General features: G+C 59.9%; 19 protein-coding genes. 7 read left to right on the plus strand and 12 right to left on the minus strand.

All coding sequences use genetic code 11. The annotated features are described in order from the left end of the window. Window positions 1-77 precede the first annotated feature (77 nt). From AC1MEE_RS23495 to AC1MEE_RS23515, 5 genes are read left to right on the plus strand one after another with little or no spacing between them, the layout of a single operon-like run. Window positions 78-566 (plus strand): DUF3261 domain-containing protein, encoded by a 489-nt coding sequence (locus AC1MEE_RS23495; RefSeq protein ID WP_480411910.1) that lies wholly within the window; start codon window positions 78-80, stop codon window positions 564-566. Then, the gene (locus AC1MEE_RS23500; protein ID WP_480411911.1) at window positions 563-1,759 is read left to right on the plus strand and encodes a beta-ketoacyl-[acyl-carrier-protein] synthase family protein; all 1,197 of its coding nucleotides are present in this window, start codon (window positions 563-565) and stop codon (window positions 1,757-1,759) included. The genes AC1MEE_RS23495 and AC1MEE_RS23500 overlap by 4 nt, the downstream gene beginning before the upstream one ends. Continuing rightward, window positions 1,756-2,211, plus strand: a complete 456-nt coding sequence (locus tag AC1MEE_RS23505) for a hotdog family protein (RefSeq protein WP_480411912.1) — start codon at window positions 1,756-1,758, stop codon at window positions 2,209-2,211. The genes AC1MEE_RS23500 and AC1MEE_RS23505 overlap by 4 nt, the downstream gene beginning before the upstream one ends. Continuing rightward, window positions 2,208-2,936, plus strand: coding sequence for a 3-oxoacyl-ACP reductase FabG (fabG, locus tag AC1MEE_RS23510; RefSeq protein WP_480411913.1), 729 nt, complete (start codon window positions 2,208-2,210; stop codon window positions 2,934-2,936). The genes AC1MEE_RS23505 and fabG overlap by 4 nt, the downstream gene beginning before the upstream one ends. Then, entirely contained in the window at window positions 2,936-4,162 is a 1,227-nt protein-coding gene (locus tag AC1MEE_RS23515; protein ID WP_480411914.1) for a beta-ketoacyl-ACP synthase, read from the plus strand. The genes fabG and AC1MEE_RS23515 overlap by 1 nt, the downstream gene beginning before the upstream one ends. A 141-nt stretch (window positions 4,163-4,303) precedes the next feature. Here the strand turns inward: AC1MEE_RS23515 and AC1MEE_RS23520 are convergent, their stop codons facing one another. After that, window positions 4,304-5,203, minus strand: a complete 900-nt coding sequence (locus AC1MEE_RS23520; protein WP_480411915.1) for a LysR family transcriptional regulator — start codon at window positions 5,201-5,203, stop codon at window positions 4,304-4,306. Between the two features lie 119 nt (window positions 5,204-5,322). Between AC1MEE_RS23520 and AC1MEE_RS23525 the strand changes: the two genes are divergently transcribed. Beyond that, window positions 5,323-6,615, plus strand: coding sequence for an MFS transporter (locus AC1MEE_RS23525; protein WP_480411916.1), 1,293 nt, complete (start codon window positions 5,323-5,325; stop codon window positions 6,613-6,615). 65 nt (window positions 6,616-6,680) lie between these two features. Here the strand turns inward: AC1MEE_RS23525 and hemE are convergent, their stop codons facing one another. From hemE to AC1MEE_RS23580, 11 genes are all read right to left on the minus strand, one after another. Further along, window positions 6,681-7,748: a uroporphyrinogen decarboxylase gene (gene hemE / locus AC1MEE_RS23530; RefSeq protein WP_480411917.1), complete on the minus strand. Its 1,068-nt coding sequence runs from the start codon at window positions 7,746-7,748 to the stop codon at window positions 6,681-6,683. 231 nt (window positions 7,749-7,979) lie between these two features. After that, a complete protein-coding gene (locus AC1MEE_RS23535) occupies window positions 7,980-9,398 on the minus strand; it encodes an FAD-dependent oxidoreductase (RefSeq protein ID WP_480411918.1) in 1,419 nt (472 codons plus the stop codon). A gap of 32 nt (window positions 9,399-9,430) precedes the next feature. Continuing rightward, window positions 9,431-13,879 carry a glutamate synthase large subunit gene (gene gltB, locus AC1MEE_RS23540; RefSeq protein ID WP_480411919.1) on the minus strand — a complete coding sequence of 1,483 codons (4,449 nt, stop codon included), beginning with the start codon at window positions 13,877-13,879 and terminating at the stop codon, window positions 9,431-9,433. 358 nt (window positions 13,880-14,237) lie between these two features. Beyond that, window positions 14,238-15,854 carry an AAA family ATPase gene (locus AC1MEE_RS23545; RefSeq protein ID WP_480411920.1) on the minus strand — a complete coding sequence of 539 codons (1,617 nt, stop codon included), beginning with the start codon at window positions 15,852-15,854 and terminating at the stop codon, window positions 14,238-14,240. A 10-nt stretch (window positions 15,855-15,864) separates the two neighbouring features. Beyond that, window positions 15,865-16,968 carry a 3-dehydroquinate synthase gene (aroB, locus tag AC1MEE_RS23550; RefSeq protein WP_480411921.1) on the minus strand — a complete coding sequence of 368 codons (1,104 nt, stop codon included), beginning with the start codon at window positions 16,966-16,968 and terminating at the stop codon, window positions 15,865-15,867. A 149-nt stretch (window positions 16,969-17,117) separates the two neighbouring features. After that, complete coding sequence (gene aroK / locus AC1MEE_RS23555) at window positions 17,118-17,636, minus strand: shikimate kinase AroK (protein ID WP_480411922.1); 519 nt, start codon at window positions 17,634-17,636, stop codon at window positions 17,118-17,120. A 4-nt stretch (window positions 17,637-17,640) separates the two neighbouring features. Beyond that, window positions 17,641-19,728, minus strand: coding sequence for a type IV pilus secretin PilQ (locus AC1MEE_RS23560; RefSeq protein ID WP_480411923.1), 2,088 nt, complete (start codon window positions 19,726-19,728; stop codon window positions 17,641-17,643). Window positions 19,729-19,783: 55 nt separating this feature from the next. Then, a complete protein-coding gene (gene pilP / locus AC1MEE_RS23565) occupies window positions 19,784-20,311 on the minus strand; it encodes a type 4a pilus biogenesis lipoprotein PilP (RefSeq protein WP_480411924.1) in 528 nt (175 codons plus the stop codon). Beyond that, the gene (gene pilO, locus AC1MEE_RS23570; protein ID WP_480411925.1) at window positions 20,308-20,931 is read right to left on the minus strand and encodes a type 4a pilus biogenesis protein PilO; all 624 of its coding nucleotides are present in this window, start codon (window positions 20,929-20,931) and stop codon (window positions 20,308-20,310) included. The genes pilP and pilO overlap by 4 nt, the downstream gene beginning before the upstream one ends. Then, window positions 20,928-21,494, minus strand: coding sequence for a PilN domain-containing protein (locus tag AC1MEE_RS23575; protein WP_480411926.1), 567 nt, complete (start codon window positions 21,492-21,494; stop codon window positions 20,928-20,930). Before AC1MEE_RS23575 ends, pilO begins: the two co-directional genes overlap by 4 nt. Beyond that, window positions 21,494-22,558, minus strand: a complete 1,065-nt coding sequence (locus tag AC1MEE_RS23580) for a pilus assembly protein PilM (RefSeq protein ID WP_480411927.1) — start codon at window positions 22,556-22,558, stop codon at window positions 21,494-21,496. Before AC1MEE_RS23580 ends, AC1MEE_RS23575 begins: the two co-directional genes overlap by 1 nt. A 209-nt stretch (window positions 22,559-22,767) precedes the next feature. Here AC1MEE_RS23580 and AC1MEE_RS23585 point away from each other — a divergent pair, with 209 nt between their 5' ends. Continuing rightward, entirely contained in the window at window positions 22,768-25,215 is a 2,448-nt protein-coding gene (locus tag AC1MEE_RS23585; RefSeq protein ID WP_480416323.1) for a penicillin-binding protein 1A, read from the plus strand. Window positions 25,216-25,323 lie beyond the last annotated feature (108 nt).

Raw genomic sequence — 25,323 nt, forward strand, 5'->3', positions numbered from 1 at the left:
GAGTACCTGAACCACAGCTACGTCGAGAAAACCCTGGTCAAGGTGGTAGCGCGCAAGCCTGTGCAAGGTGGCCCGGGATGATTCGCGGTCTGCTGCTCAGCATTTGCCTTTTGTTGCTGTGCGCCTGCGCCAGCCAGGCACCTTTGCCTGAAAGCTCGCCGCATCTGCCGTTGCCGCTGCAATTGCATATCCAGCGCGAACAGGCCGGGCAGCGTCAGGACTGGTTGCTGGTGATTCAGCAGGAAGACGCCGGCTTGCGTTGGTCGCTGATGGACCCGCTGGGCATTCCCCTCGCCCGCCAGCGCTTGAGCGGCGGAACATGGCAGGCCGATGGCTTGCTGCCGCCCAACCCGCAAGCCCGGGAATTGTTTGCCGCGCTGCTGTTTGCCCTGACGCCTGCCAATGAGTTGCGCGGCAATTATCCTGCTGCGCAGGCTCAATCCGGGCAACGCACGCTCGGCACACGCTGGCGCGTCGAGTACCGCCAGCCTCAGGTCTTCAGCTTGCGGCTGGAGCAAGGCCTGCGCTATCACGTCAGCCCATTGAATGACGAGATCGACCCATGACCGCCTACCTCAACGCGCTGGGGATAATTTGCGCCCTGGGCAATGACAAAGCCGAAGTCTCGCGCAAGCTGTTTGCCGGCGATTGCTCGGGCATGCTCGAGGACGGCGGCTGGGTTGCGGATCGACATCTGCCGGTCGCCGCCGCGCAAGGCAAGCTGCCGCACATCCCGGTGGAACTGAGTCAGCACCGCAGTCGCAATAATCAGCTGCTGCTGGCCGCCGCGCTGCAAATAGAAGGCGAAATCCAACAGGCCATCAAACGTTATGGCCCCACACGGATCGGCGTGATTCTCGGTACCAGCACCTCGGGAATCGATGAAGCCAGCCGTGACCTCGCAGCCTACCTGCGCGACAAGCAATTCCCCAGCGACTACGACTATCAGCAACAGGAACTCAGCGCCCCGGCTAACTTCCTTGCCGCGTGGCTGCGCCTCAGCGGCCCCGCTTACGTGATTTCCACCGCCTGTACCTCCAGCGCCCGGGCGTTGCTCAGTGCGCGACGCTTGCTGGATATGGGCATGTGCGATGCCGTGCTGTGCGGCGGCGTGGACAGCCTGTGCAAGCTGACGCTGAACGGATTTTCCGCGCTGGACGCGGTCTCGGAGCAGCGCTGTAATCCGTTTTCGCGCAATCGTAATGGCATCAATATCGGTGAGGCCGCGGTGTTGTATTTGATGACCCGCGAAGCCAGCGGCGCCACGTCGATTGCCCTGCTCGGCGCCGGCGCCAGCTCTGATGCACACCATATTTCCGCGCCGGAACCCAGCGGCCGGGGTGCGCGCGAGGCCATGCAGAAAGCGCTGAGTAACGCGGGCCTGCAAGCACCGGACATCGGGTACCTGAATCTGCACGGCACCGCCACGCAACACAATGATGCGATGGAAAGCTTTGCGGTTCAGGCTGTCTTCCCGGACGGCGTGCCTTGCTCTTCTACCAAGCCGATGAGTGGCCATACCCTCGGCGCTGCCGGAGCCCTGGAAGCAGCGTTCTGCTGGCTGAGCCTGGCGCCAGAAAATACCAGGCAGGCGTTGCCGCCGCATATTTGGGACGGCCAGGCCGATGCGCAATTGCCCGCCCTAAAATGGGTCGAGCCGGGCCAGTGTCTGTTGCAAACCCATCCACGCCGACTGATGAGCAATTCCTTCGCCTTCGGTGGCAATAACGTCAGCCTGATTATCGGAGACGCCCCATGATCGATTGGCCGCTCGCCGAACTGCTGCCCCATGCCGGAGACATGATCCTCATCGATCAAATCCTGGCGTTCGATGAAGAACACATCCACACCCGCTTGAGCGTGCGCTCCGGTGGCCTGTTCAACCGCGCCGATGGCAGCCTCCCGGCCTGGCTCGCGGTCGAGCTCATGGCCCAAAGCATTGCCGCCCACGCCGGCTGCAATGCACGCGAGCACGGCAACCCGGTGCAGCTCGGGTTTCTGCTGGGCACGCGCAAGTTCGAATGCAACGTCGAGAGTTTCCCCGCTGGCACCGAACTGACCATCCACGTCCTGCGCTCGTTGCAGGATGACAACGGCATGGGCATTTTCGAATGCCAGCTGACCGGCCCTGGCATTCAGGCCACGGCGCGGCTGAACGTGTACTGCCCGCCCCAGATCGCCGACTATCTCGCCGAAGGAGTCCATGCATGACTGAATCCATACTGGTCACCGGTTCCAGCCGTGGCATCGGTCGCGCCATCGCCCTGCGGCTGGCCCAGGCCGGCTATGACCTGATCCTGCATTGCCGCAGCGGTCGCACCGAAGCCGAAGCAGTGCAACGTGAGATCCAGGCCTTGGGCCGACAGGCACGCATTCTGCAATTCGACGTGGCCGACCGCGCCGCCTGCAAAGCGATTCTCGAAGCCGATGTGGAAACACACGGCGCTTATTACGGTGTGGTCTGCAATGCCGGCCTGACCCGCGACGGCGCATTCCCGGCGCTGACCGACGAAGATTGGGATCTGGTGATGCGCACCAACCTCGATGGTTTCTACAACGTCCTGCATCCGGTGATGATGCCGATGATTCGACGTCGCGCCGCCGGGCGAATTGTCTGCATCACCTCGGTGTCGGGTTTGATCGGCAATCGTGGGCAGGTCAATTACAGCGCATCCAAGGCGGGCATCATTGGCGCCGCCAAAGCGCTGGCCATCGAACTGGGCAAGCGCAAGATCACGGTCAATTGCGTCGCACCCGGCTTGATCGACACAGCGATGCTTGACGAACACGTGCCAGTGGATGAGCTGATGAAGATGATCCCGGCACAACGCATGGGCACCCCCGAAGAAGTCGCCGGTGCCGTGAATTTCCTGATGTCGGCCGAAGCGTCCTACATCACCCGCCAGGTTCTGGCGGTCAACGGAGGCCTGTGCTGATGAAGCGCGTCGTCGTCACCGGCATGGCCGGCATTACCTCGCTGGGCAGTGACTGGGCCAGCATCGAAGCCAACTTCAACGCCAACCGCAGCGGCATTCGGCGGATGGATGAGTGGGACCGCTTCACCGAACTCAGCACCCGCCTCGCCGGCCCCATCGACGATTTCGCCGTGCCCGGACACTGGACCCGCAAGCAATTGCGCAGCATGGGCCGAGTGTCGCGGCTGGCAGTGGGCGCATCTGAGCAAGCGTTGCTCGACGCCGGTTTGCTGGGTAATGAAATCATCCGCGATGGGCGTATGGGCGTCTCCTGTGGTTCGTCCACCGGCAGCACCGACGAGATCAAAGCATTCGGCAACATGCTGATCAATTCGGTGGCCGAAGGTATGAACGCCAACTCGTATGTGCGGATGATGCCCCACACCACGGCAGCGAATATCAGCATCTTCTTTGGCCTGACCGGGCGCTTGATTCCTACGTCCAGCGCTTGCACCAGTGGCAGCCAGGGCATCGGTTATGCCTACGAGTCGATCAAGTTCGGGCGCCTGCCGTTGATGCTTGCAGGTGGCGCCGAAGAGCTGTGCCCGACCGAAGCCATGGTCTTTGATGCGCTGTATGCCACCAGCCTGAAAAACGACGCCCCGCACACCACTCCTCGTCCCTACGACAGCGACCGTGACGGTCTGGTGATCGGTGAAGGTGGCGGCATGCTGGTCCTCGAAGAGCTGGAACACGCACTGGCTCGGGGGGCGCATATTCACGCCGAGATCGTCGGCTTCGGCAGCAATGCCGATGGCATGCACGCTACGCGTCCGGAGCAGAGCACCATGCGCCGTGCCATGGAACTGGCCCTGGAGGACGCCCACCTGTCGCCCGACGCGATCGGTTACGTCAACGGTCATGGCACCGCCACGGAACAAGGCGACATCGCCGAAACCCTGGCGACCCACAGCTTGTTCGGCGCGCGGATGCCCATCAGTTCGCAGAAAAGCTTCCTTGGCCACACCTTGGGCGCGTGCGGTGCGCTTGAATCGTGGTTCTCCATCGAGATGATGAACTGCGACCGCTACATCCACACCCTCAACCTTGACGTCGTCGACCCGCGTTGTGGCGAGCTGGATTACTTGTGCGGTGAATCGCGGCAGATGAGCAACCAATTCGTGATGAACAACAACTTCGCGTTCGGCGGTGTGAACACCTCACTGATCTTCCGTCGCTGGGCGTAGTGATCGCGGCCCACCACATTCCCGGTAGGAGCTGCCGAAGGCTGCGATCGACCGAGAATCGGTCGTGAAATTCCGGATCGCATGAAGGCCCTTCGGGCCTTATCGCAGCCTTCGGCAGCTCCTACATTCGTGGCGAGCCATCTACCCCTGCAACACCGCACGCTTGGTCAACAGTTCAACAAACGCCTTGGCCATCGGTGAATGCTGGTCCCGACGCTGCACCAGCCACACGGCGGTGTTGGCGTCCTCGTCGAGTAACGTGCGGTAGACCACACCGTCTATGCGCATGCGCTGATAAGACGCTGGCAATACCGTCACCCCCAACCCCGCCGCCACCAGCCCGATGATCGTCATCGCCTCGCCTGCTTCCTGCGTAATCAGCGGACTGAATCCGGCCTGGCGCGCCAGATTCAGTAACTGCGCGTACAAACCGCTGCCATATGAGCGCGGAAAGAATACGAAGGGTTCAGCCGCCAGCGCCGACAGCTGCAAGCCTTTTTCGCTGCCCGCCGCCAGCGGATGGTCGGCGCGGATAATCGCCACCAGTGGTTCGCGAAACAACTCCACGGCGATCAACGACTCCGGCAAGGGCAGCGGACGCATGATGCCAACCTGTACCGACTCATCCACCAGCGCCTCGGCCACCGCCTTGCTGCTCATTTCCTGCAAGGCCAGATGCACCGCCGGGAAGGCCTGACGAAACGCAAAGATCGCCTGAGGAATACTTGAAGTGAACGGCGCCGAGGCGGTGAAACCGATTTTCAGTTCTCCCAACTGCCCCAACTGCGCACGCCGCGCTACGTCGGCGGCTTTGTCGACTTGAGCCAACACCAGGCGCGCCTCATCCAGAAACAGCCGGCCAGCCTCACTCAGCTCGACCCGACGGTTGGTGCGCTCGAACAAACGCGCCCCCACCTCGTGTTCCAGGGCCTGAATTTGTTGGCTCAGCGGCGGCTGGGAAATGCCCAGCGCCTGCGCAGCCCTGCCGAAATGCAACTCTTCGGCCACTGCGATGAAATACCGCAGATGACGCAATTCCATGGACTCACCATTAGGTCGTTTTAGATATCAAACAGGTCGAACAATATATTGGAAAGAATCATTAGCCAGCTATATTCTTTTTCATATTGTCTGAACGGCCGCGCCCATCGAGGTCCATCGTGAAAACCGCTGTTGCCCCACACTCTCAGGTCCCCGCCTCTCAAGATCGCCAGCCCTCGCCCGCCAGCGAAGTCGCGATGACACTGGGCGATACCTATACTGAAAAAGACACGCCGATGTTCATGCGCACGGTGCTGGCCTTGTTCTCCGGTGGCTTTGCGACCTTCGCCCTGTTGTACTGCGTGCAGCCGATGATGCCGGTGCTGTCCCATGAGTATTCGATCAACGCGGCACAGAGCAGCCTGATTCTTTCGGTGGCCACCGGCATGCTCGCCATCGGCTTGCTGATCACCGGGCCCATTTCCGATCGGCTCGGGCGTAAACCGGTGATGGTCACGGCGCTGTTTTGCGCCGCACTGTTCACCATGCTCGGTGCAATGATGCCAACCTGGGAAGGCATCCTGCTGATGCGCGCCCTGGTCGGACTGTCGCTCAGCGGCCTGGCCGCAGTGGCCATGACCTACCTCAGCGAAGAGATTCACCCGCAGCACATCGGCTTGGCGATGGGCCTGTACATCGGCGGCAACGCCATTGGCGGCATGAGTGGTCGGGTAATCACCGGGGTCCTGGTCGACTTTGTCAGCTGGCATATGGCGATGCTGATCATTGGCGGCCTGGCGATGATCGCCGCGGCAGTGTTCTGGAAGATCCTCCCGGAATCGCGCAACTTCCGCCCTCGCTCGCTGCACCCACGCAGCCTGCTCGACGGCTTCACCCTGCAGTTTCGCGATGCCGGCCTGCCGTGGCTGTTCCTCATGGGCTTCCTGTTGATGGGCGCCTTCGTCACCCTGTTCAACTACATCGGCTATCGCCTGCTGGCTGAGCCTTACCACCTGAGCCAGTCACTGGTCGGGCTATTTTCCGTGGTGTACCTGTCCGGCATCTACAGCTCGGCAAAAATTGGCGCACTGGCCGACAAACTCGGTCGGCGCAAAATGTTGTGGTCGGTCATCGTGCTGATGCTGGCCGGCATCGCCTTGACGATGTTCAGCCCGCTGCTGCTGGTGGTGATCGGTGTGCTGCTGTTCACCTTCGGCTTCTTCGGCGCCCACTCGGTCGCCAGCAGCTGGATCGGCCGCCGTGCGATCAAAGCCAAGGGCCAGGCATCGTCGCTGTACTTATTCTGCTACTACGCCGGTTCCAGCGTGGCCGGCACCGCAGGCGGGATGTTCTGGCACTACGCCGGCTGGAACGGTATTGGCCTGTTCATCGGGGTATTGCTGTTGATCGCCCTGGCGGTGGCGTTGCGCCTGTCGAAGCTGGCGCCGTTGGTGAGCAATGCCCCGTCTTGACGCCTCTTCGCTGCACCACAAAAACGCCCGGCATCGCCGGGCGTTTTCATTCAACGCATAACGACTTACTGGTGATACTGCACCGACAACTCATGCACCGCTTCCATAAACGCACCCGCATTGGCCGGGTCGACTTCCGGGGTGATGCCGTGGCCGAGGTTGAAGACATGGCCGGTGCCGGTGCCATAACTGGCGAGGATGCGCGCGACTTCGGTGCGGATGGCTTCGGGGCGGGCATAGAGTACGGTCGGGTCCATGTTGCCTTGCAGGGCGACCTTGTTGCCGACGCGCTGACGGGCTTCACCGATGTCGCAGGTCCAGTCCAGACCGAGGGCATCGGCACCGGCGTCGGCGATGCTTTCCAGCCACAGGCCACCGCCTTTGGTGAACAGGATGACCGGCACTTTGCGCCCGTCGTGTTCACGGATCAGGCCGCTGACGATTTTTCGCATGTAGGCCAGGGAGAACTCCTGATACGCCGCTGACGACAGGCTGCCACCCCAACTGTCGAAGATCTGCACCGCTTGCGCGCCCGCGAGAATCTGGCCGTTGAGATAGGAGGTCACCGACTGTGCCAGTTTATCCAGCAGCAGGTGCATGGCTTGCGGGTTGTCGTAGAGCATGGCTTTGGACTTGCGGAAGTCTTTCGACGAGCCGCCTTCGACCATGTAAGTCGCCAGGGTCCATGGGCTACCAGAGAAACCGATCAGCGGCACGCGACCGTTGAGCTCACGGCGGATGGTGCTGACCGCGTCCATCACATAACCCAGGTCTTTCTGCGGATCAGGAATCGGCAGGGCTTCGATATCGGCCAGGGTGGTGACGGTTTTCTTGAAGCGCGGACCTTCGCCGGTTTCGAAATACAGGCCCAGACCCATGGCATCGGGAATAGTCAGGATGTCGGAGAACAGGATCGCCGCATCCAGTTGTGGATAACGATCCAACGGTTGCAGCGTGACTTCGCAGGCGAACTCCGGGTTCATGCACAGGCTCATGAAATCACCGGCCTTGGCGCGACTGGCACGGTATTCCGGTAGATAGCGACCGGCCTGACGCATCATCCATACCGGGGTGACATCGACGGGTTGCTTGAGCAGGGCACGAAGGAAACGGTCGTTCTTCAGGGCAGTCATGTCGGCATCCGGTAAAAAAGTGGGGGCATTTTCTCAGAGCCAGACGCAAAAGGCACGGCGAGAGCCGTGCCTTTTATCTATCGAGGCGATTTGTCGCAGGGCGTAGGAGCTGCCGCAGGCTGCGATAAGGGCCGCAGGACCTTCATTCACTTTGGAATGCCGTGGCCGCTGCGCGCCCAATCGCAGCCTTCGGCAGCTCCTACCGAGAACCGCATCAGGTCTGCAGAACGTTTACAGCCCCAGGTAATCCAGAATCCCTTCGGCGGCATTGCGGCCTTCAAAGATCGCCGTCACCACCAGGTCAGAACCACGGACCATGTCGCCACCGGCGAAGATCTTCGGGTTGCTGGTCTGGTGCTTGAACTGCGCCTGTTCCGGGGCAATGACGCGGCCCTGGCTGTCGGTCTGAATGCTGAACTCCTCGAACCACAGCGCCGGGCTTGGGCGGAAACCGAACGCGATGACCACGGCATCAGCCGGGATGATCTCTTCGGAACCCGGGATCGGCTCAGGGCTGCGACGGCCACGGGCATCCGGTTCGCCGAGACGGGTCTCGACCACCTTCACGCCTTCGACCTTGTCTTCGCCAACGATAGCGATCGGCTGCCGGTTGTAGAGGAATTTCACCCCTTCTTCCTTGGCGTTCTTCACTTCTTTGCGCGAGCCGGGCATGTTCGCTTCGTCGCGACGATAAGCACAGGTTACCGATTTGGCGCCCTGACGAATCGAGGTACGGTTGCAGTCCATCGCAGTGTCACCACCGCCGAGTACCACAATCTTCTTGCCCTTCATGTCGACGAAATCTTCCGGCGACTTTTCGAAGCCAAGATTGCGATTGACGTTGGCAATGAGGTAATCCAGCGCGTCATGCACGCCCGGCAAGTCTTCACCGGCAAAGCCACCCTTCATGTAGGTGTAGGTGCCCATGCCCATGAATACGGCATCGTATTCTTCGAGCAGTTGATCGACGGTGACGTCCTTGCCGACTTCGGTATTGAGACGGAACTCGATACCCATGCCAGTGAAGACTTCGCGGCGATTGCTCAGCACGGTTTTTTCCAGCTTGAACTCAGGGATGCCGAAGGTCAGCAGCCCACCGATTTCCGGGTTCTTGTCGAACACCACCGGGGTCACACCACCGCGCACCAGTACATCGGCACAGCCGAGGCCCGCAGGCCCCGCGCCGATCACCGCGACACGTTTGCCGGTCGGCTTGACCTTGGACATGTCCGGGCGCCAGCCCATGGCGAAAGCGGTATCGGTGATGTACTTCTCCACCGAGCCGATGGTGACCGCGCCAAAGCCGTCGTTAAGGGTGCAGGCACCCTCGCACAGACGATCCTGTGGGCAAACCCGGCCGCAGACTTCCGGCAGAGTGTTGGTCTGGTGCGACAGCTCGGCGGCCGCGAGGATGTTGCCTTCCGCAACCAGCTTGAGCCAGTTGGGAATGAAGTTGTGCACCGGGCACTTCCACTCGCAGTACGGGTTACCGCAGCCCAGGCAGCGATGGGCCTGATCGGCCGACTGCTGGGGCTTGAACGGTTCGTAGATCTCGACGAACTCTTTCTTGCGCTGACGCAAGAGTTTCTTCTTCGGATCCTTGCGCCCGACCTCGATGAACTGGAAGTCATTACTCAGACGTTCAGCCATGTTAAAACCTCATCAAACACTTCAGGCGCATATCACTGCGGGTTGGCACGGGTGCTGGAAAGCAACGATTTCAAGCTGGCAGCCTTAGGCTTGACCAACCAGAACCGACGCAGATAGTCATCGAGGTTTTCCGAGAGGTTACGACCCCACTCGCTATTGGTTTCCTCGACGTATTCGGCCAGTACGCGTTGCAGGTGGCTGCGATAAGCCTCCATCGCTTCGCCGCTGATCCGCTGGATTTCCACCAACTCGTGGTTGACCTTGTCAACGAAGGTGTTGTCCTGGTCCAGCACGTAAGCGAAACCACCGGTCATGCCGGAGCCGAAGTTGTAGCCCGTCTTGCCCAGTACACAGACGAAACCGCCTGTCATGTATTCACAGCAGTGATCGCCAGTGCCTTCCACGATGGTGTGGGCACCGGAGTTACGCACAGCAAAACGCTCGCCAGCGGTACCGGCCGCGAACAGTTTGCCGCCGGTTGCGCCATACAGGCAGGTGTTACCAATGATGGCGCTGTCCTGAGTCTTGTACGCGCTGCCGACTGGCGGAACGATAACCAGCTTGCCGCCGGTCATGCCTTTACCGACGTAGTCGTTGGCGTCGCCTTCCAGGTACATGTTCAAGCCGCCGACGTTCCACACGCCGAAGCTTTGCCCGGCCGTGCCCTTGAAGCGGAACGTGATCGGCGCCTTGGCCATACCCTGGTTGCCATGCAACTTGGCCACTTCACCGGAAATCCGCGCACCGATGGATCGATCGCAGTTGCAGATGTCCATGGAGAAGTCAGCGCCGCTGAGACTCTGGATAGCCGGTTTAGCCAGCTCGACCATTTTCTCGGCCAGCAGACCTTTATCGAACGGCGGGTTGCGCTCCACTTTGCAGAACTGGGGTTTGTCCGCCGGGATGTAATCGCTACCCAATAGCGGGGTCAGATCCAGATGCTGCTGCTTGGCGGTTTCGCCCGGCAGGATTTCCAGCAAGTCGGTACGACCGATCAGTTCTTCGAGGCTGCGCACACCGAGCTTGGCCAGCCACTCGCGAGTCTCTTCGGCGACGTAGATGAAGAAGTTCACCACCATGTCGACGGTGCCGATGTAGTGATCCTTACGCAGCTTCTCATTCTGCGTCGCCACGCCGGTGGCGCAGTTGTTCAGGTGACAGATGCGCAGGTATTTGCAGCCCAGGGCGATCATCGGCGCGGTACCGAAACCGAAGCTTTCAGCGCCGAGGATGGCAGCCTTGATCACGTCCAGACCAGTTTTCAGACCACCATCGGTCTGCACCCGGACTTTGCCGCGCAGGTCGTTGCCGCGCAGGGTCTGGTGAGTTTCGGCCAGGCCGAGTTCCCACGGAGCGCCCGCGTATTTGATCGAACTCAGCGGTGAAGCGCCGGTACCACCGTCGTAACCGGAGATGGTGATCAGGTCGGCATACGCCTTGGCCACACCGGCCGCGATGGTGCCGACGCCGGCTTCCGCGACCAGCTTGACCGAGACCAGCGCTGCCGGGTTGACCTGTTTCAGGTCGAAAATCAGCTGCGACAAGTCTTCGATGGAGTAGATGTCGTGGTGCGGCGGCGGCGAAATCAGGGTCACGCCGGGCACGGCATAACGCAGCTTGGCGATCAGGCCGTTGACCTTGCCGCCCGGCAACTGACCACCTTCGCCGGGCTTGGCGCCCTGAGCGACTTTGATCTGCAACACTTCGGCGTTGACCAGGTATTCAGCCGTGACGCCAAAACGGCCGGTCGCCACTTGCTTGATCTTCGAGCTTTTCACCGTGCCGTAACGCGCAGGGTCTTCGCCGCCCTCACCGGAGTTGGAGCGCGCACCGAGGCGGTTCATCGCTTCGGCCAAGGCTTCGTGAGCCTCAGGCGACAGCGCGCCAAGGGAAATCCCGGCGGAGTCGAAGCGCTTGAGAATCTTCTCCAGCGGTTCGATTTCTTCAATTGCCAGCGGCTGATCGAGGGTCTTGACCTTGAGCAGGTCGCGAATCATCGACACCGGACGGTTGTCCACCAGCGCGGTGTATTCCTTGAATTTGCTGTAGTCGCCTTGCTGCACGGCGGCTTGCAAGGTGCTGACCACGTCCGGGTTGTAGGCGTGGTATTCGCCGCCGTAGACGAACTTGAGCAGACCGCCCTGCTGGATCGGCTTGCGCGGGCTCCAGGCTTCGACGGAGAGCATTTTCTGCTCGGCTTCGAGGTCGACGAAACGTGCGCCCTTGATCCGGCTCGGCACACCACGGAAGCTCAGGTTGACGATTTCGTCGGCCAGGCCGATGGCTTCGAACAGCTGCGCGCCACGGTAAGACGCAACGGTGGAGATGCCCATCTTCGACAGGATCTTCAGCAGGCCTTTGGAGATGCCTTTACGGTAGTACTTGAACGCTTCGTCCAGGTCCGCGAGCACTTCGCCAGTGCGGATCAGGTCGGCCAGCACTTCGTAAGCGAGGTACGGGTAGACCGCCGACGCACCGAAGCCCATCAGCACCGCAAAGTGGTGCGGATCGCGAGCGGTGGCGGTTTCGACCAGGATGTTGCTGTCGCAACGCAGGCCACATTCGGTCAGACGGTGGTGCACGGCGCCCACAGCCAGCGCAGCATGAGCCGGCAGCTTGCCTGGGGCGATGTGCCGATCACTCAGTACCAGCTGGGTTTTACCCGCACGCACGGCTTCTTCGGCCTGATCGGCGATGTTGATCACCGCCGCTTCGAGCCCGATGCTCTCGTCGTAGTTGAGGTCGATGAAATGACGATCGAAGCCTGGGCGATCCAGGGTCATCAGCGAGCGCCATTTGGCCGGAGAAACCACCGGCGAGCTGAGAATCACCCGTGAAGCATGCTCAGGCGATTCCTGGAAGATGTTGCGCTCGGCACCGAGACAGATTTCCAGCGACATGACGATCGCTTCACGCAGCGGGTCGATCGGCGGGTTGGTGACCTGCGCGAACTGCTGACGGAAATAATCGTATGGCGTGCGCACGCGCTGGGACAGCACGGCCATCGGCGTATCGTCGCCCATGGAACCGACCGCTTCCTGGCCTTGTTCGGCCAACGGACGCAACACCTGATCACGTTCTTCGAACGTCACCTGGAACATTTTCATGTATTGCTTGAGCTGGTCAGCGTCGTAGCTGGCCACGCCTTGGTCGTCGTCGACCAGCGTCGCCTGGATGCGCAAGGCATTCTTGCGCAGCCACTGCTTGTAGGGATGGCGCGACTTCAAGCGGTTGTCGATCGCGTCGGTGTCGAGGATCTGACCGGTCTCGGTGTCCACCGCGAAGATCTGCCCCGGGCCGACACGGCCCTTGGCGATGACGTCTTCAGGCTGGTAGTTCCAGACACCGATTTCCGACGCCAGCGTGATGTAGCCGTTCTTGGTGGTGACCCAGCGCGCCGGACGCAGACCATTACGATCGAGCAGGCAGACCGCATGGCGACCATCGGTCATGACCACGCCGGCCGGGCCGTCCCACGGTTCCATGTGCATGGAGTTGTATTCATAGAACGCACGCAGTTCGGCGTCCATGGTCTCGGCGTTCTGCCAGGCTGGCGGAATGAGCATCCGCACGCCACGGAACAGGTCGATACCGCCGGTGACCATCAGTTCGAGCATGTTGTCCATGCTCGAAGAGTCGGAGCCCACGCGGTTGACCAGCGGGCCGAGTTCTTCCAGATCTGGGATCAACTCGTTGGCGAACTTGGTGCGACGGGCCTGCGCCCAGTTGCGGTTGCCGGTGATGGTGTTGATCTCGCCGTTATGGGCAAGGAAACGGAACGGCTGTGCCAGCGGCCATTTCGGCAGCGTGTTGGTGGAGAAACGCTGGTGAAACACACAGATCGCGGTTTGCAGACGTTCGTCACTGAGGTCAGGAAAGAAGGCGGCCAGGTCGGCCGGCATCATCAAACCTTTATAAATGATGGTTTTGTGCGAAAAACTGCAGATGTAGTGATCGCTGTCCGCCGCGTTGGCCACCGACGAACGGCGACGGGAGCTGAACAGTTTGATCGCGAACGCTTGATCGCTCAGACCTTCGCCACCGACGAACACCTGCTCGATTTGCGGCAGACGCTCCAAGGCCAGGCGGCCGAGCACGCTGGTGTCGATCGGCACTTTGCGCCAACCGATCAGCTGCAGGCCGGCGGCCTGGATTTCGCGATTCATGTTCTCGCGCGCAGCTTCCGCCTTGGCGGTGTCCTGATTGAAGAACACCATGCCGACGGCATACTGCTTGGGCAGGTCGCTGCCGAAATGTTCCTTGGCCATCGCACGCAGGAACAGATCCGGTTTCTGTATCAGCAGACCACAGCCGTCGCCGGTCTTGCCGTCGGCGTTGATCCCACCGCGGTGGGTCATGCAGGTCAGGGCTTCAATAGCCGTCTGCAACAGGTTATGACTGGGTTCGCCCTGCATATGAGCGATCAGGCCGAAACCACAGTTATCCTTGAATTCATCTGGATGGTACAGACCTGCTTTCATAGACACTTTCTCACCAGGCTGCCTCTTATCGAGGCAAATTTCTTTTCAATTCAACCAGTTACCATCCGCGCCGAACGTACGCCAGCTTTGCAGGGGCAAAAGGGAGGTCATTGTACACACCGACACAAAGGCTCACAAACTTAACGACGAACAGTCGCAAATCTATGTCGCATTGATGAAAGGTTTATAGCCAGATGTTGTGCTAGTCAAAGTCTTTTTTGTGAATTTGACTGGGACGCCCTAAAACCGCGCCTACGTCTGTAACGCAGACACCACAAGGCGCGCTGCTTTAGGGCAGCACGCGCAAGCGAGACTTCAGGGGTGCTGTGCTGGCGGCCTGGATAAGGCCACCACACATTCAGCGAGTTGCAGCCAGTTCCTGTTGGATGCTGGCGACAGTACGAGGCCAAGGTTTACCAGCCTGAACCTTGGCTGGCAATACCTGGATAGCTGCGGTTGCAGCGGCATGACTGGAAAAACTGCCGTAGGTCACGACATACAGGGGTTTGCCCTGCAGGATTTTCTTGAAGTAACGGTACTCGCCACCTTGCTCGCGAACAAACGTCTGGGCCGTGGTTTCGGAGCTTGTGCCGAGAATCTGCACGACATAGTTACCCGGAGCCTGACCGGCGTACCAGCTACCACCCGCGGCAGGCTTGGCTGCGGCGACTGCAGGTTTTTCCACGGCTTTCTCTACCGGCTTGGGCGCTGGCTTGGCGGTGGCGACCTGAACTGGAGCCGGCTTGGCGACCGGAACCACAGGCTTGGCAGCGGCCACAGGCGCTGCGGGACGCGCAGGGGCTGGCGTCGGTACCGGGCCAGCGGGAACGCCGACCGGAGGTGCGGTCGTGGTCACTGTAGGTGGCTGGCCTGAGCCCATAGCCGCAGGACCGCTGTCGTCGCCATCGCTATCGCCCGCGGCTTCCGCCAGCGGACCCCGCATGACCGGTTGCGATTTTCCTACCAGTGGCAAAGGCATCGGTTGCGAATTACCGGCAAACTCAATGGCCGGGCCGCCCTGATTGTTCGATTGCTGTGCAGACGGCTGCCCCTGACCCAACGGCAATTGCGCTTGCGCATTCGCCGGCGGCGTCGCAGGCGCGGTGGCGGTATTGTTACCACTACGGCCCGGCATCAGCCATGCGGCCAATATTCCGACCACGACAACTGCACCTAAAGCCACCACATGTTTCTTCGGCATCTTGAACCCCATACTTGGACGCTTGACCGCAGTGCGGCTGGCGATCATGGCTTCTATCATGGCATCGCGGGCGACCTGGTTGATCGCGCCCGGCCAGCCACTGGAGTGTTCGTGAATATCGGCAATCTGATCAGCCGTGAACAACTCGATGCCTTGACCGGCACCGTCCAGACGCTGAGCCAGGTACTCGCGGGTTTCTTCTTCGGTGTACGGTTGCAGTTCAATGACGTGGAAGCGTTCTTCCTCGGCGCTGAGCTGATCCAGACGGTCGATCAATGACGACTCGCCGAACAGGAACACATGCGGGCGACCTTCAGGTGTACCCGCTGCCAACCCAAGCAAGGCTTCGAGTGCGGATTCTCCGAGTTGTTCGGCGTCGTCCACTAATAAATAGACTTCCTGTCCGGTCAGCGCCAATTGCACGACCTGAGAGAGGATAGGACGCATTTCCGGTTGTGCAACGTTCAGCGCCTGAGCGACCTGACGCATGACACCTGTGGCATCGCTGGCGCCACGCGCCGAAACCACCACACTCTGCACCGATTGTTTGTTGGTGCTGGCCACCAGGGCCTGACGCAGCAACGTTTTGCCGCTGCCTTGCGGGCCGGTGACCACCAATAGCAATTCGCTATAGCGCGCCAGATGATGAAGCTGACCGAGCACCGGTTTGCGCTGAGCCGGGAAGAACTTGAAGCCAGGCACCCGCGTAGCAAAGGGGTCATGACTCAACTGGAAATGGCCGAGAAAGGCCTCGTCGGCATGCAAACTAGTCATGGAATTTTCATTAACCTCTAAGCTGATCCACCAGGGTGCGGTAGTCCGCTCCCAGCGTGGCCTGTAATACTTCTTTTGGATAATCGGCAGTCACAACGGCTTCGCCGATCCGCCGCAGCAGGACCAGTCGCAAGCGACCATCGATCACCTTCTTGTCAATTGCCATGTGTTCGAGGAAGTCGTCTTCAGTCATGTCTTCCGGCGGCACGACGGGCAACCCGGCACGCTGAAACAGACGAATACCGCGATCGCGCTCCTGCTGGGTGATCCAGCCCAGGCGCGCGGACATCTCCAGCGCCATCACCGTGCCCGCCGCAACCGCTTCGCCGTGCAGCCAGACGCCATAACCCATATGGGTTTCGATGGCATGGCCGAAGGTATGGCCCAGATTGAGCGTCGCGCGCACACCCGTCTCACGCTCATCGGCGCCCACCACCGCAGCCTTGGCCGCGCAGGAACGCTCGATGGCAACCGTCAGGGCCGCTTGATCGAGGGCACGTAGTTGATCGACATTCTCTTCCAGCCAGGTCAGAAACGGCTCATCGCAGATCAGGCCGTATTTGATCACCTCGGCCAGACCCGCCGACAGCTCGCGCGCAGGCAAGGTGTTGAGCGTCGTCGTATCGATCAGCACCACGTTGGGCTGATAGAAGGCGCCGACCATATTCTTGCCCAGCGGATGGTTGATCCCGGTCTTGCCACCCACCGAAGAGTCCACCTGGGACAGCAAGGTAGTCGGAATCTGGATGAAATCCACGCCACGCTGGTAACAGGCCGCAGCGAAGCCGGCCATGTCACCGATCACACCACCGCCCAAGGCGATAACGGTGGTGCGGCGATCATGCCGAGCGATGAGCAAGGCGTCGAAAATGGTTTGCAGGGTTTCCCAGTTCTTGAAGGCTTCGCCATCGGGAAGCACCACGGGCAGCACGTTGTAGTTGCTCAGCGTGCGGGTCAATCGCTCAAGGTAGAGAGGCGCAACAGTCGCGTTGGAAACAATCGCCACTTGCCGTCCGACGATGTGCGGCGCCAGCAGATCAGGCCGATCCAGCAAGCCTTCGCCAATGTGAATCGGGTAGCTTCGTTCGCCCAGCTCGACCGTAAGTGTCTGCATGTGTCCCCACGTTGATTAACTAGTGCGCGTGTCGCGCCATCGCTGAACTCTGGTTATAAATCATAGCGGCCATATAAATCATGGCCTTACGCCATATAACGACCCTGTTTTTTGCTGATGCCAGAGAATAGCGCATTTCTGCGCAGGCTTTAACGGGGAGCAAGCTCCGCCAGTCGTGCGAGGATGTGCAGGACCACCATCCGCGGCGGCCGCTCATCGGTTTCCACCACCAGATCGGCGATTTCTCGATAAAGCGGATCACGGATCTCCAGCAGTTCGCGTAATACGCGAGCCGGATCGGCGGTACGCAGCAGTGGACGGTTGCGGTCACGGGCAGTACGTCCGACCTGTTGCTCCACCGAGGCATGCAAATACACCACACGCCCGCCAGCACGCAACGCCAGACGGTTTTCGCTGCGCATCACGGCGCCGCCACCGGTCGCCAGTACGACGCCGTCGGACGCGCACAGCTCAGCGATCATCGCCTGCTCACGATCGCGAAAGCCCGGCTCGCCTTCCTTATCGAAGATCCACGGAATATTGGCGCCGGTGCGCAGTTCAATTTCCTTGTCGGAATCTTTGAACGGCAATCGCAGCTCTTTGGCCAGCAAACGACCGATGGTGCTTTTGCCCGCCCCCATCGGTCCTACAAGTATCAAATTTCTCACAGAATCAACGACTCACAGCAATCGCCTGGTTGTTCATGATACGCGGAGTCAGGAATACCAGCAGCTCGGATTTTTTCTCTGAAACCACGTCACGCCGGAAAAGCCGGCCAACATACGGCACATCGCCCAAAAATGGCACCTTGTCGACGATTTTACTCTGCGTATTGGAGAAAACGCCGCCGATGACGATGGTTTCGCCGTCGGACACCAACACCTTGGCATTGACTTCGTTCTTGTTGATAGGAGGCTGCCCAAGGACCGCGTTGGCGTAATCCGGCTGATCCTTGGTGACCTTGACCTCCATGATGATGCGGTTGTCCGGGGTGATCTGCGGGGTCACCTCCAGCGAGAGGACTGCCTGCTTGAACGTCACCGTCGTCGCGCCGCTGGAACTGGCTTCCTGATACGGAATTTCAGTACCTTTGAGGATCTTCGCGGTTTCCTTGTCAGCGGTCACGACTTTGGGCTGGGAGACAATTTCGCCGTTGCCGGTTTTCTCCATGGCACTCAATTCAAGGTCCAGCATCAGGCTGTCGGTTACGTAGGCGATACCGATCCCGGACGTCGCGCCGGCTGCGCCCATGTCAACGTAGGGGCTGTTGTTATTGACGACAGAGCCGGTAGCGCCGGTCACCCTGCCAGTGCCACCGACGGTCACATTGCTGTTGCCATTGGTATTGGTCGAGCCACCCCAACGTACGCCCAGCGCCTTGTCGTAATCGACGTTAGCTTCGACGATGCGCGCTTCGATCATCACCTGACGCACCGGGATATCCAGCTGCGAGACGATCCGGCGCAGCTCATCGAGGCGATCCTGAGTCTGGTAGGCAATGATGTTGTTGGTCCGCTCATCGACGGTGATCGAACCGCGCTCGTCGGTTTTCGCCTCAGCGCTGGTCACCGACTGGAACAACTTGGCAATATCGGTGGCCTTGGCGTAATTCACTTGCAGCAGCTCGCGACGCAAAGGTGCCAATTCAGCAATCTGCTTCATCGATTCCAGTTCCTGACGTTCGCGGGCGGCGATTTCATCCGCGGGCGCGATCAACAGAACATTGCCGACCTTGCGCTTATCCAGGCCTTTGGTTTTCAGCACCAGATCCAGCGCCTGATCCCACGGCACATTCTGCAAGCGTAAGGTAATCCCGCCCTGCACTGTGTCGCTGGCCACCAGGTTGAGGTTGGTGAAATCGGCAATCAGTTGCAGGACCGAGCGAACGTCGATGTCCTGGAAATTCAGCGACAGTTTTTCCCCGGAGTAGACCGGTTTGTCCGTGTTGCGTCGCTCCAGATCCTCGGTCGTCAACGGCCGCACGCTGATGGTCAACTTGTTATCGGTCTGGTAGGCCGAATAATCGAAAGCCCCCGACGGCTCGATACTGATACTGGCCTTGTCACCCGCCACACTGGCATTGACGAACTGCACGGGCGTAGCGAAATCCTTGACGTCCAGCCGAACGCGCAAGGGGTCCGGTAATTGGGTTTTGGCGAAGTCCACGCGGATCTTGCCGCCCTGCTCCTGAATGTCCGGGGCGATACCCGGATCGGTCAGTTCGATGACGACGTTACCCTCACCCAATTCACCGCGCTGGAAATCAATGTTCTTGATCGCCCTGGCCACCGCTACATAAGGCTTTGCAGGCGCAGCGGCCGGGACCGAAACCCGCGCCGCCCCCGACGCAGCGCCTGGCTGGGAGCGCTGCGCGGTCGCAGCGCCCTGTCCTACGATCACGAACAGGTTATTGCCCTCGACCCGCGTGCTGTAAGGCGCAAGCACGGCCATGTTGATGACCACGCGCGTGCGGTCCTTGGCCTCGACCACCACCACGCTGCGTGCATTACCCACCCCCAGCTCGCGACTCTTGGTCGCCAATTGGCTGGTCACACCCGGCAAATCCAGGGCTATTCGTGCCGGCTGCTCAGTGGTGTAGCCATGTGGCGCGGGGACCGGTCCGTCGAATGTCAGCTTCAACTCGACGCGATCTCCCGGCAAAGCAGCGACATCCAGCGTTTTCAAACTGGCTGCCTGGAGCATCGGCGAAACCATCGCTATCCATAGCGAAATACCGATAACCGAGAGAATCCTAGTCATTATCAATTTCCGTTGTGCTGACCCGAGGGTGTTGTACATGCCTGGTCCCACCCTTTTATGAGTGTTCTTTGAGGGAAATACTGCGTGGCCGTTCCAGCCAGGCGCCCTCTCCATCAGGAACTATTTCGATGACATCGACCTGCGAATCGCTGATTGAAACGATGCGCCCATGATTGCGCCCCAGGTAATCGCCGACTTTCATGCGATACACACCACCAGCGCCGCGCATCAGGGCAAAGGTTCCCGAGCCGTTGGCCATCGTGCCGACCATTTCGAATTGCTCGATGTTGAACCCTTCGAGGAATTGCTTGACCCGCGTTTCATCCGGCTTGACCTGCCTCGAGCCCTTCTGGCGGTTGACCAGATCAATTTTTATCGGCGGCTGAAAAGGGCTACGCAGCACAGCGGCGCTGTAGGTGAAGGCTTCGTAAGGGCGGAATTTCGGCATTGGCTCGATGACGCCCACAGGGCGCCCACGAACTTCATCCATGTAGGCCTGCAAGTCGGCGAACTGATTACCGTTGTCGCAACCGGCCAGGCTGATCAAGGCCACACTGACGCACAGCAGTTCAGCGGCCCTCATTTCTGCAACCCTTTATCGTTGTAGCGATAGGTCTTGGCCAGGATGCTCATGCGCAGCTTCTGCGTACCGCCTGGATCGACCGGCTTGATCTGAAAGTCATGCAGGGTCACGATGCGCGGCAGACTGGCCACGCCGCTGACGAACGTCGCCAGGTCGTGATAGGCACCCACCACCGTGATCTGGATCGGCAATTCGATATAGAACTGCTGGGTGACTTCGGGCAGCAGCTTGATCTCTTCGAACTCCAGGCCACTGCCCAGACCGGTACGGGTGATGTCTTCGAGCAACCCCGGGACTTCGGTGTCACTGGGCAATTGCCGCAACAACGCGCCGAAGGAGTTTTCCATTTCCTTCATCTGTGCCTTGTAGGCATTTAGATTCGCAGCTTGAAAAGCCTTGGTGGCGAACTGCTCCTTGAGCGTGGCTTCGGTCATCCGCGACTGATCGAGCTGCGCCTGCAAATCCTTGAGATAGAAGTTGTAACCCAGCGCCAGCACCACGATCAGAACCAGAACCCCGGTGATGGTTTTGACCGCCGCAGGCCAGGAACCAAGGTTATGCAGGTCCAGATCGTTGAAGTCGATCTTGCGCAGACTCTCCAGCCACTCTCTTGGATTCATGGCTTGGCCCCCTCAACCACAGGCTGCGTCTGGCGCACCGTCAACTTGAAGACGTTCGCCTGATCCACGGTGCCCGCCGTGGTGGCCTTGACCTCGATCAGACTCGGCGCGGCCAGCCAATCGGAGGCCTCGATATTACGCATCAGGTCCGAAACGCGGTTGTTCGATTCAGCCGCGCCGGCAATGTTAATGATCTTGTCAGTCATTTTTACTTCAGTGAAATACACGCCATCAGGCAAGGTTCGCGCCAGCTGGTCGAAAATCCGCCCAATGATCGGGCGATTGCCTTGCAGGTCCTGGATGATTTTCATCCGCTCCAGCAGTTGCTTGCGCCGTGCCTTCAGCTCGCTGATTTCTTTTATCCGCTCATCGAGCTGAACAATTTCTTTCTGCACATACGCATTGCGAGCGGTTTGATGGTCGATGGCATTGCTGATGTATTGATCGCCAAGGAAAACCACGCCCACGGCAATGACCAATACCCCGACAAGCGCCGTCAGAAAACGCTTCTTCCGCTCTTCGCGAAGCTGTTCGCGCCACGGTAACAGGTTGATCCGCGCCATTAGTCGAAGCTCCTTAGCGCAAGACCGCAGGCAATCATCAAGGCCGGCGCATCGCTGGCCAGAGCCCCCGCGTTGACCTTGGAACCCAGCGCCATGTCGGCGAAGGGGTTGGCCACCAGCGTCGGCGTGCCGATGCGCTGCTGGATCAGATGATCCAGACCTGCAATCGAGGCTGTACCGCCCGCGAGCATGATGTAATCCACGGTGTTGTACTGGCCGGCCGCAAAGAAGAATTGCAATGAACGCGACACTTGCTGAACCACAGCATCCTTGAACGGCTGCAGCACCTCGGAAACGTAGTCATCCGGCAGCCCGCCCTGCTTCTTCGCCAGGCCCGCCTCTTCCATCACCAAGCCGTAGCGCCGCTGAATTTCTTCGGTCAGCTGTCGACCGCCGAACAGCTGCTCACGGGTGTAGATGATCCGGCCGTTGTGCAGCACGCTCAAGGTGGTCATGGTGGCGCCAATGTCGACCACCGCCACGGTCAGTTGCTCGTGATCGTTACCCAACTGCGCCGAGAGCAGGCCGAAGGCACGCTCCAGCGCATACGCTTCCACATCCACGACCCTGGCGGTGAGACCCGCCAGCGCCAGGGCGGCTTCGCGAACCTCGACGTTTTCTTTTCGACAGGCGGCGAGCAAGACTTCAACGCGCTCGGGGTTGCGCGCCGAATAGCCCTGCACTTCGAAATCGATGGCGACTTCTTCGAGGGGGTACGGAATGTACTGATCAGCTTCGATCTTGAGCTGATTTTCCAGATCGTCGTCAGTCAGCCCGGCGTCCATCTCGATGGTCTTGGTGATGACCGCAGAGCCCGCCACCGCCACCGCCACGCTTTTGACGTGGGTCTTGGCCTTGATCAGCACCCGTGACAATGCCTGACCAACCCCTTCGAGATCGGCGATATTTTTTTCGACTACGGCATTGGCCGGCAGCGGTTCAACCGCATAAGACTCAACTTTGTAGCGGGTCCCGGAACGACTCAACTCAAGGAGTTTTACCGAGGTGGAGCTAATATCGATCCCTAGAAGGGTATTGGCCTTCTTACTGAAGAGTTCGAACACAACCGATTCCCTATGAGTTTCCGTCGCTTACGGATTATTTCGCGCCCAAAGCCTTTGGTAGCTGAGCTGACAGTAGCGCAAATAACGCTCGCACACGAAAAATGCTTATAATGCCGAGCGCTTTTTTCGTAAAACCAAGCTTCGAGGCATGTCCATTTATTAATGCCCTCGCTTAACCCATTCTTTTATCTGGAAATCCAAAAGCCTTGATACGCCTGCTGAAGTTTTTCTGGTGGTCATTCGTCGCTGTGTTTTGCGGGCTGTTGCTCGTATTGAGCGGTGCATTTCTGTATCTGAGCCCTGGTCTGCCGTCCGTAGACTCGCTGAGAAGCATTCAGCTACAGATCCCCCTGCGGGTCTATAGCAGCGATGGAAAATTGATCGCGGAATTCGGCGAAATGCGCCGCTCGCCTATTCGTTTCGCCGAAATCCCCCCCAATTTCATCAACGCCTTGTTATCGGCCGAAGATGACAACTTCGCCAACCACTACGGCGTCGACCCCAGCAGCCTGATGCGCGCTGCCTCGCAACTGGTAACAAGCGGCCATATCCAGTCCGGCGGCAGCACCATCACCATGCAAGTCGCGAAAAACTTCTTTTTGACCAGCGAAAGAAGCTTTTCCCGCAAAACCAACGAAATCCTTCTGGCCCTGCAGATCGAACGCGAGCTGACCAAGGACGAAATCCTTGAGCTGTACGTCAACAAGATTTATCTGGGCAACCGCGCTTACGGTATCGACGCCGCGGCGCAAGTGTATTACGGCAAATCCATCCGCGACGTGAGCATTGCGCAGATGGCGATGATCGCCGGCCTGCCCAAAGCGCCATCGCGCTTCAACCCACTGGCGAACCCGGTGCGCGCCAAAGAGCGTCGCGACTGGATTCTGGGCCGTATGTACAAGCTAGGCAAGATCGATCAGAACGCCTACCAGACCGCTTTGGCTGAGCCGATCAACGCCAGCTATCACGTACCGATGCCGGAAGTGAACGCGCCGTACATCGCCGAAATGGCCCGCGCCGAAATGGTCGGCCGCTATGGCAGCGAAGCCTACACCGAAGGTTTCCGCGTCACCACTACGGTGCCGAGCGATCGTCAGGAAGACGCCAACACTGCCGTGCAGGAAGGCTTGATCAACTATGACCAGCGGCACGGCTACCGTGGCCCGGAATCCCGCCTGCCAGGTAAAACCCGCGAAGCGTGGGCGCTGGAGCTGAGCAAACAGCGACCGTTCAGCGGCCTTGAGCCAGCCATCGTCAGCCAGGTCGACAAAATCGGCTTGCACGTCCTGACCCGCAATGGCGAAAAAGAAGAAACCGTGTCCTGGGACAGCATGAAGTGGGCCCGACCGTTCCTGAACACCAACAGCCTGGGTAAAGCTCCGACGCAGCCGTCCGACGTCGCGCAAGTCGGCGATCTGATTCGCGTGCAGCGTCAAGCCAACGGCTCGCTGAAATTCAGCCAGATCCCGGCGGCGCAAAGTGCGCTGGTATCGCTGGACCCGCAGAACGGTGCAATTCGCGCACTGGTCGGCGGCTTTGCCTTCGAGCAGAGCAACTACAACCGCGCTCTGCAGGCCAAACGTCAACCGGGCTCCAGCTTCAAGCCGTTCCTGTATAGCGCGGCACTGGACAACGGCTTCACCGCTTCCAGCCTGGTCAACGACGCCCCTATCGTGTTCGTCGACGAATACCTGGATAAGGTCTGGCGTCCGAAAAACGACACCAACACCTTCCTCGGCCCGATCCGTTTGCGCGAGGCGCTGTACAAGTCGCGTAACCTGGTATCGATCCGCCTGCTACAAAGCCTTGGCGTCGACACCGCGATCAACTACATCAGCCGTTTCGGCTTCAATAAACAGGACCTGCCACGCAACCTGTCGCTGGCCCTGGGCACCGCAACACTGACGCCAATGGAAATCGCCACCGGCTGGAGCGCCTTCGCCAACGGCGGTTACAAGGTCAACCCATACCTGATCCAACGCATCGAGAACCGCGAAGGCGCGACCATATTCGTCGCCAACCCGCCGAGCGTACCGGCCAACGATGGCAAGACTGCGCCAGACACCACCACCTTCGCCGTCAATGACAGCCCGAGCGTGGTGCCAGCATCGACGCAATCGACCACTGCCCCTGAGCCCCAGGCTCCGGCAGTCGCGGAACGCATCGTCGATGGCCGTACCACGTACATCCTCAACAGCATGTTGCAGGACGTGATCAAGAAAGGCACCGGCCGTCGCGCCCTGTCGATGAATCGCCCGGACATCGCCGGCAAGACCGGCACCACCAACGAGTCCAAGGACGCCTGGTTCACCGGTTATAACGCTGACTACATCACCAGCGTCTGGACCGGCTTCGATCAGCCAGAAAGCCTGGGGCGCCAGGAGTTCGGTGGCACGGTCGCCCTGCCAATCTGGATGAACTACATGAGCGCTGCCTTGAAAGACAAGCCACCCCATGTCCAGGCCGAACCGGAAGGCATCCTCAGCCTGCGGGTCGACCCGGTCAGTGGCCGCGCCGCCACTCCAGGCACGCCGAACGCTTACTTCGAGCTGTTCAAAAGCGAAGACACGCCACCCAGCGTGAACGAACTGGGCGGCAGTAGCGCACCCGGCAGCCCGTTGCCAGCGGATGAGTCGGCACCGATCGATTTGTTCTAGAGAAGCAGCTCTCATGTAGGAGCTGCCGAAGGCTGCGATCGACCGCATAGCGGGCGCCGTTGTTAAGGTAGAGAAGGTTGTTCCAACCTTATCGCAGCCTTCGGCAGC

This window comes from Pseudomonas sp. ASL3, from assembly GCF_056680425.1.

What these genes read in the sequence shown, in the direction of transcription:
- fabG (WP_480411913.1), top strand. Translation starts at nt 2,208, where the DNA reads ATGACTGAATCCATACTGGTCACCGGTTCCAGCCGTGGCATCGGTCGC.
- AC1MEE_RS23535 (WP_480411918.1), bottom strand. Translation starts at nt 9,398, where the DNA reads ATGGCTGAACGTCTGAGTAATGACTTCCAGTTCATCGAGGTCGGGCGC.
- AC1MEE_RS23515 (WP_480411914.1), top strand. Translation starts at nt 2,936, where the DNA reads ATGAAGCGCGTCGTCGTCACCGGCATGGCCGGCATTACCTCGCTGGGC.
- AC1MEE_RS23500 (WP_480411911.1), top strand. Translation starts at nt 563, where the DNA reads ATGACCGCCTACCTCAACGCGCTGGGGATAATTTGCGCCCTGGGCAAT.
- AC1MEE_RS23520 (WP_480411915.1), bottom strand. Translation starts at nt 5,203, where the DNA reads ATGGAATTGCGTCATCTGCGGTATTTCATCGCAGTGGCCGAAGAGTTG.
- pilO (WP_480411925.1), bottom strand. Translation starts at nt 20,931, where the DNA reads ATGAATCCAAGAGAGTGGCTGGAGAGTCTGCGCAAGATCGACTTCAAC.
- AC1MEE_RS23505 (WP_480411912.1), top strand. Translation starts at nt 1,756, where the DNA reads ATGATCGATTGGCCGCTCGCCGAACTGCTGCCCCATGCCGGAGACATG.
- AC1MEE_RS23560 (WP_480411923.1), bottom strand. Translation starts at nt 19,728, where the DNA reads ATGACTAGGATTCTCTCGGTTATCGGTATTTCGCTATGGATAGCGATG.
- AC1MEE_RS23545 (WP_480411920.1), bottom strand. Translation starts at nt 15,854, where the DNA reads ATGACTAGTTTGCATGCCGACGAGGCCTTTCTCGGCCATTTCCAGTTG.
- hemE (WP_480411917.1), bottom strand. Translation starts at nt 7,748, where the DNA reads ATGACTGCCCTGAAGAACGACCGTTTCCTTCGTGCCCTGCTCAAGCAA.
- AC1MEE_RS23495 (WP_480411910.1), top strand. Translation starts at nt 78, where the DNA reads ATGATTCGCGGTCTGCTGCTCAGCATTTGCCTTTTGTTGCTGTGCGCC.
- aroB (WP_480411921.1), bottom strand. Translation starts at nt 16,968, where the DNA reads ATGCAGACACTTACGGTCGAGCTGGGCGAACGAAGCTACCCGATTCAC.
- pilP (WP_480411924.1), bottom strand. Translation starts at nt 20,311, where the DNA reads ATGAGGGCCGCTGAACTGCTGTGCGTCAGTGTGGCCTTGATCAGCCTG.
- gltB (WP_480411919.1), bottom strand. Translation starts at nt 13,879, where the DNA reads ATGAAAGCAGGTCTGTACCATCCAGATGAATTCAAGGATAACTGTGGT.
- AC1MEE_RS23575 (WP_480411926.1), bottom strand. Translation starts at nt 21,494, where the DNA reads ATGGCGCGGATCAACCTGTTACCGTGGCGCGAACAGCTTCGCGAAGAG.